The sequence below is a fragment of the Brevundimonas sp. genome (assembly GCF_018608325.1).
In the GTDB taxonomy this organism is placed as follows: domain Bacteria; phylum Pseudomonadota; class Alphaproteobacteria; order Caulobacterales; family Caulobacteraceae; genus Brevundimonas.
Window position 1 is genome coordinate 23039 of the sequence record NZ_JABAZW010000061.1, and the last position, 6942, is coordinate 29980.

A 6942-nucleotide genomic window follows, 5' to 3' on the forward strand; every position below is an offset into this window, starting at 1 on the left:
GGGCGAGGCGTTCCAGCGCGATGTCGAACCCTTCTTCGTCGCCGACGCGCTGGGCGACTTCTCACGCGAGAAACACATGGCGGCGGTCCAGTGGGCCGCTGCGACCTGCGCCGTCGCCCTGTCGACCGCGCGCGTTCTGGAACGACTGACATGAGCAATCCCCCAACACAGTCTCCACTGACGCTGGAGCGCATGCGCGCCGACATCGCCGCCGTGCTGCACGAGACGCCGGACGCCATCGCCGATGATGACAATCTGATGGATCTGGGCGTGGATTCACTGCGCGCCCTGAACCTGTCGCTGCTGTGGAGCGAAAGCGTGCCGCTGGATTTCAGCGAACTGGCCGAGCACGTAACCCTGGCCGGATGGTGGGCGGTGGTGCAGGCGCGCCAGAAGGTGCACGGGATCGAGGCCTGATCTCATGCCAGATTCCTTGGAGCGTGGACGCGTGGCCGCGACGGTCTGGAAGCCCCTAACAGAAGCTCAGTCGGGCCTGTGGTTCGCCCAGCGGCTGGACCCGGCCAACCCGATCTTCAACACGGCCCACTATGTCGATTTTCACGGGGCGCTGGATGTTGAGGCCTTCCGGTCCGCTGTGGATCAGATGGCGGTCGAGGCCGAGATTCTTTCCGTCCGTTTCCGAGACCAGAATGGCGAGGTCGGGCAGGCGCTGGACCCGTCGCATCGCCCTTTGCTGCAGATCATTGATGTATCGGAGGCGGCGGATCCACTGGCTGACGCATTGGCGGCCATGCAGCGCGATCATGACACGCCGGTCGATCTGACCCGCGATCCTCTGGCCGCCAATCTGCTGTTCATTGTCGGGCCGCAGCGGTTCCTGTGGAGCCTGCGGGTGCACCATCTGGCGACCGATGGTTTCGGCATGGGACTGTTGGCGAACCGGGTGGCGGAAATCTATAATACGCGCAGAGGCGGGCCTGCTGTCGGTCCGGGTTTTGCGCCCCTGTCGAACGTCTGGGACGAAGACGCCGCCTATCGGGCAGCGGACAAACGCGTCGCCGACGCCGCCTACTGGCGCGAGGTCATGGGCGATGCGCCTGAGGTCGCGACCCTGGCGTCCGGCAAGGCGGTCACCGCCCACAGTTTCCACCGCTCCGAACGCATCTTGCCGTCCGAGGTGACTGCGCGTTTGAAGGCGAGGGCAGACGCCAGCCGCCTGTCGTGGCCCGATGTCGTTACGGTGCTGGGCGCGGCCTATGTGCGCCGGTTCGCCGGTGTCGAGGACGCCGTGATCGGCGTGCCGCACATGGCGCGGATGGGCAGCGCTTCGGCCCGCGTCCCGGCCATGGTGATGAATGTCCTGCCTCTGCGTCTGTCGCTGGATGAGGATGCGCCGCTGGACGCCCAACTGATCGAGGCGTCCAAAGCCCTGATCAAGGCGCGGCGGCATGGCCGGTATCGCAGCGAACAGTTGCGGCGCGATTTGGGCCTGATCGGCGGAGCGCGGCGGCTGTACGGACCATTGATCAATGTCCTGCCGTTCGCCCAGCCGCCGCGTTTCGAGGGGCTGGACGCCACCCTGCATATCCTCGGCACAGGGCCGGTGGACGATATCAGCTTCACTTTCCGGGGCGATGCGTCTCCTGATCTGACGCTGGAGGTGGACGCCAATCCTGACCTCTATTCCGCTGAACAGACCGCTGCCCATGGCGAGCGATTGGCCGTCTTCATCGCCGCCGCGCTGGACGCCGGGACGCTGGGCGAGGTTCCCATCGCGACGCCTGAGGAGGCGCAGCGCGAACTGGAGGCGTTCAACGCCACGGACTATCCGCTTCCCGACGTCACCCTGACAGCCCTGCTGGAACAGGCGATGGCGGCGACGCCGGATGCGCTTGCCGTCACATTCGGCGACCAAACCCTGACCTATGCTGAACTGGATCAGCGCACGGCGGCGTTGGCGGCTGTGCTGAGAGCGCGGAGCATTGAGCGGGAAAGCCTGGTCGCCGTCGCCCTGCCGCGTTCGCTGGAGCTGGTGGTGGGACTGGTGGCGATCCTGAGGGCAGGCGGAGCCTATCTGCCGCTTGATCTGGATCATCCGCTGGACCGGATCGCCGCCATTGTTCAGATGGCCCAGCCGACGGTGATCCTGTCACATCATGATCTAGGTGCGGCCTTTGGTTCGCGCCTGCTGCGTCCTGTCGATTGGCCTCAGACAGGGGACGCGCCTGTTGATGCCTCAGACGGCGCTGATGCCGCCTATGTCATCTACACCTCGGGTTCGACGGGCGACCCGAAGGGCGTGCTGGTGGAGCATCGCGCCATCGTCAATCGCCTGCTGTGGATGCAGGATCAGTATGGGATCGGGCCACACAGCCGCATCCTGCAGAAGACGCCCGCGACATTTGACGTGTCGGTCTGGGAGTTCTTCCTCGTTTTGATCTCGGGCGGTGAACTGGTCGTGGCGCCGCCCGGCGCGCACCGTGATCCGTCAGCCATCGCCGCCCTGATCCGCCGCCATGCCGTCACTGACCTGCATTTCGTGCCCTCGATGCTGTCGGCCTTCCTCGCCGATCCGGCGTCGAAGGGAATCGAGACGAGCCATGTCTTCTGCAGCGGCGAGGAACTGCCTGCCGACCTGCGCGACCGGTTCCACCAGACGGTGAAGGCGGAATTGCACAATCTGTATGGACCGACAGAGGCTGCTGTCGATGTCAGCTATTGGCCTGCCAGCGCCGATGACGCCTCGCAGCCTGTACCCATCGGATGGCCGGTGTGGAACACGCGCCTGCTGGTGCTGGACGAGCGGCTGCGGCCCGTCGCACCGGGCATGAGCGGTCATCTGCATCTGGGCGGGGTGCAGCTTGCGCGCGGATATCTGAACCGGCCGGACCTGACGGGGGATCGGTTCATTCCTGATCCGCACCGTCCGGGGCAGCGACTGTATCGCACGGGTGACGTGGCGCGCCGCCGCGCGGACGGGGCCGTGGTCTTTCTGGGACGCAGCGACCATCAGGTGAAGATGCGCGGCTTGCGCATTGAATTGGGTGAGATTGAAGCCGCCATCATCGCGTCCGCTCTGGTTCGCGAAACGGTCGTTCTGGCGCGGGAGGATCGACCGGGAGAACGTCGTCTGGTTGCCTATGTCGTGCCGGGCGCCGCCTATGACCTCGTGGTTTTGAAGACGCGTCTGGCCGCGCGGCTGCCGGATTATATGGTCCCCAGCGCCATCGTCGCGCTGGACGCCTTGCCTGTTACGGCGAACGGGAAACTTGACCGCAAGGCCCTGCCTGCGCCCGCGTTTGAAACGGTCGCAGGACGCGCCGCTGAAACCCCGACCGAGCGGACGCTTGCGGCCCTGTATGCGGATGCGCTGGGTCGCGCTGAGCCGGTCAGCGCGGACGATGACTTCTTCACTCTGGGCGGCGACTCCCTGCTGGCCGTGCATCTGTTGATCCTGGTGCGTGAGGCGTTTGGACGTGATCCGGGGCTGGGCGCACTATTCGATCATCCGCGTGTGGCGGAACTGGCGGCTTTGATCGATGCGGATGCGCAGGATGCCGACAATGGTCTGGGGCCGCTGATCCGGCTGGCGGAGGGGGATCCGTCCCTGCCGCCGCTGTTCCTGATCCACCCCGCTGGCGGTCTGGCTTGGGGGTATCGGACGCTGGCGCGCAGCCTGTCGCCGCGACGCACGGTCTGGGGCGTACAGTCCCCGGCGCTGGACCCGAGCAATCCCTTGCCGGACAGCATCGCCGCGCTCGGCGCGCTCTATGCCGAGCGGATTCTGGCGTCGGGCGCATCCGGACCGATTCATCTGGCGGGCTGGTCCGTCGGCGGCATTATTGCCCAGGCGGCGGCGGTTGAACTGGAGGCGAGGGGGCATGTGGTCGGCCTGATGGCCATGCTGGATTCCTATCCCGCCGACTGTTGGCGGGCCGAGCCTGAACCGGATGAGATCGACGCCCTGCGTTCGCTTTTGGCCATCGCGGGCTATGATCCAGAGGCCTATCCGAACCTGCGCAGCCGCGCCGCCATCATCGACTTCCTGAAGGCGGGCGACAGTGCCTTGGGCAACCTGCCCGAAGCGGCGCTGGACGGGGTGGTCCGCGTGGTGCTCGACACCAACCGACTGGTCCGTCAGCACCATCATCAGCCATTTGGCGGCGTGACCACCCATGTCCGTGCGGGATTGGACCATCAGGGCAAGCCGCTGAAACCGGAGCTGTGGCTGGCCTATGCCGCGGAACTGGATGTGATCGAGGTTCCCTTCCTGCACCCCCAACTGACCGGCCCAGACGCCAGCGCCCTGATCGGCCCGGCCCTGTCCGAGCGGATGGTCGCCGCAGAGGAGACTGCGCAATGAAACCCTCAGGTCTTGCGGGCCGCATCGCCTTGGTCACCGGCGCAGCGGGCGGAATCGGCGCGGCGGTGGTGCGTCAGTTGGTTGAAGAAGGCGCGCGCGTGGTCGCCGCTGATCTGCCGTCTGACGCTTTGAATGTATTGGCGCAGTCCGATGTCGTTCGAGTCGAGCCGCTGGATGTGTCTGACAGCGCCGCCGTCACAGCCCTGTTTGATCTTGTGGAGGCGGACTGGGGCGCCATCGACCTGATCGCCAGCGTCGCGGGTGTCCTGTCCAATGTCACGGTGGACCAGACCGAGGATGCGGAATGGCGGCGGGTGTTCGCCGTCAATACGGACGGGGTCTTCCATCTGGGGCGAGAGGCCGCACGCCGCATGGGACCGAGGGGGCAGGGCGCCTTCGTGACCGTCAGTTCGAACGCAGCAGGCGTGCCGCGTCACGCCATGGCCGCCTATGCGGCGTCAAAGGCGGCGGCGACCATGTTCACCCGCTGTCTTGGGCTGGAGTTGGCGCCGATGGGCGTCCGCTGCAACATCGTCGCGCCGGGCTCGACCCTGACGCCGATGCAGACGGGCATGTGGGCGGATGAAAATGGTGCTGCGCGCGTCATCGCCGGATCGCCAGCGACCTTCAAGGCGGGCATTCCCCTGGCCAAGCTGGCGACGCCGGAAGATGTGGCCGAGGCGGTTGTTTTTCTGCTGTCCGACCGTGCGGGCCATATCACCATGACCGACCTCTATGTCGACGGAGGCGCGACGCTGCGGGGATGATCGGCCGGGCAGAGGGCAGGAAACCTGATCTGGTCCGACAGAAAATCTGAAATGCCCTTCTGTCCCGAACTTTGTTATTTCCCTAGCTATAACAGGCGCAAGTGCGCCGAACCTGACGGGAAACGCCATGAAGTTCGACACGCTTGCCCTGCACGCCGGCTATAAACCTGACCCGACGACAAGGGCGGTGGCCGTGCCCATCTATCAGACCACCAGCTATGCGTTTGACGACACCCAGCATGGCGCCGACCTGTTCGACCTGAAGGTCGCGGGTAACATCTACACTCGCATCATGAACCCGACGTCGGACGTGCTGGAGCAGCGGATCGCGGCGCTGGAGGGCGGGATCGCGGCTCTGAGCGTGGCCTCGGGTCAGGCGGCCATCACCTATGCGATCCTGACGATTGCAGAGGCAGGCGACAACATCATCGCCACCTCGGCCCTGTACGGCGGCACCTACAACCTGTTCGCCCACACCCTGCCGCAGTACGGCATCACGGTCCGCTTCATTGACGCCGCAGACGTGGACGCCATCGCCGCCAATACGGACGAGCGGACCAAGGCGGTCTTCTGCGAGTCCATCGGCAATCCGCTGGGCAATGTCGTCGATTTTGGCGCGCTGGCCGAGGCGGCGCACGCGCAAGGGTTGCCGCTGATCGTCGATAACACCGTGCCGACGCCCTATCTGACGCGCCCCATCGAACATGGGGCCGACATCGTCATCCATTCGCTGACCAAATATATCGGCGGGCATGGCACCTCGATCGGCGGCGCCATTGTCGACAGCGGCAACTTCCCTTGGGCCGAGCACAAGGCGCGCTTCCGTCGTCTGAATGAGCCGGAAGTCAGCTATCACGGGGTGATTTATACCGAGGCGCTTGGCCCGGCAGCCTTCATCGGGCGGGTGCGGACGGTGCTGCTGCGTAACACAGGTGCGGCCATTTCGCCGTTCAACAGCTTCCTGATCCTGCAGGGGCTGGAGACGCTGGCGCTGCGGATGGATCGCCATGTCGAAAACGCCACCGCCATCGCCAAATGGCTGAAGGCGCACCCCAAGGTGAAGTGGGTCAACTATGCCGGTCTGGCCGATCATCCCGGCCACGCCCTGATCCAGAAGTATTTCGGCGGCAAGGCGTCGGGCCTCCTGACCTTCGGCGTTGAAGGTGGTCGCGAGGCGGGTGGTCGCTTCCAGGATGCGGTCCAGTTGTTCACGCGGCTGGTCAACATCGGCGACGCCAAGTCGCTGGTCTGCCATCCGGCCTCGACGACCCACCGGCAGTTGTCGCCGGAGGAACTGGCCAAGGCGGGCGTGACCGAGGACACGGTGCGTTTGTCGGTCGGCATCGAACATATCGACGATCTCATCGCCGATCTGGAACAGGCGCTGGCGGCAGTCTGATACCTCATAGACGGGATGGCCCGGACAGTTGGGTCGTCCTGTCTTATTGTTTGAATTCGAAGACGATATTCTAATCGCAAAGCTGCTCGTCCCTATGTCATGGGCGAGCTGTCAGGCCGGTCTGCACGGATCGGCGTTCTGAAAATGAAGGATTTTTCTGTCGTGGGGTGCGACGGAATGGCTCAATCCGCTGACTTAAGCATTACGCGCATGGATCGGCGGCGGCCGGTCGGGACGTAGAGCGGATGCCATGAGCCCAGAGCCTTCTTCGACGCCTTCGCGGATGCGGCGTCTGACCCGACGCCAGAAGATCATCGGCGGGGTCGTCGCGGCCCTTGTGGTGGCGGCTCTGGGATTTGTCGTCGTGCGTTCGCTGGGAACCGAGACAGCACCGGGGGCAGGGGGACCGGGCGGTCCCGGTGGCCCGGGCGGCGGCGGACGAAGGGCGGCGG

4 protein-coding genes and 2 pseudogenes are annotated in these 6942 nt (G+C 65.3%); all 6 read left to right on the forward strand.

Going from position 1 to position 6942, the window contains the following annotated elements:
- A pseudogene (locus QZ281_RS06525) lies at positions 1–154 on the forward strand (2,3-dihydro-2,3-dihydroxybenzoate synthetase); the annotation flags it as partial.
- Positions 151–417: a phosphopantetheine-binding protein gene (locus QZ281_RS06530; protein WP_292226177.1), complete on the forward strand. Its 267-nt coding sequence runs from the start codon at positions 151–153 to the stop codon at positions 415–417. The pseudogene QZ281_RS06525 and the gene QZ281_RS06530, both read left to right, overlap by 4 nt.
- 4 nt (positions 418–421) lie before the next feature.
- Positions 422–4324, forward strand: a complete 3903-nt coding sequence (locus QZ281_RS06535; RefSeq protein WP_292226184.1) for an amino acid adenylation domain-containing protein — start codon at positions 422–424, stop codon at positions 4322–4324.
- Positions 4321–5091 (forward strand): 2,3-dihydro-2,3-dihydroxybenzoate dehydrogenase, encoded by a 771-nt coding sequence (locus QZ281_RS06540; protein ID WP_292226188.1) that lies wholly within the window; start codon positions 4321–4323, stop codon positions 5089–5091. The genes QZ281_RS06535 and QZ281_RS06540 overlap by 4 nt, the downstream gene beginning before the upstream one ends.
- Before the next feature lie 127 nt (positions 5092–5218).
- Positions 5219–6490: an O-acetylhomoserine aminocarboxypropyltransferase/cysteine synthase family protein gene (locus QZ281_RS06545; RefSeq protein ID WP_292226190.1), complete on the forward strand. Its 1272-nt coding sequence runs from the start codon at positions 5219–5221 to the stop codon at positions 6488–6490.
- 250 nt (positions 6491–6740) lie between these two features.
- Positions 6741–6942, forward strand: a pseudogene (locus QZ281_RS06550) (hypothetical protein); the annotation flags it as partial.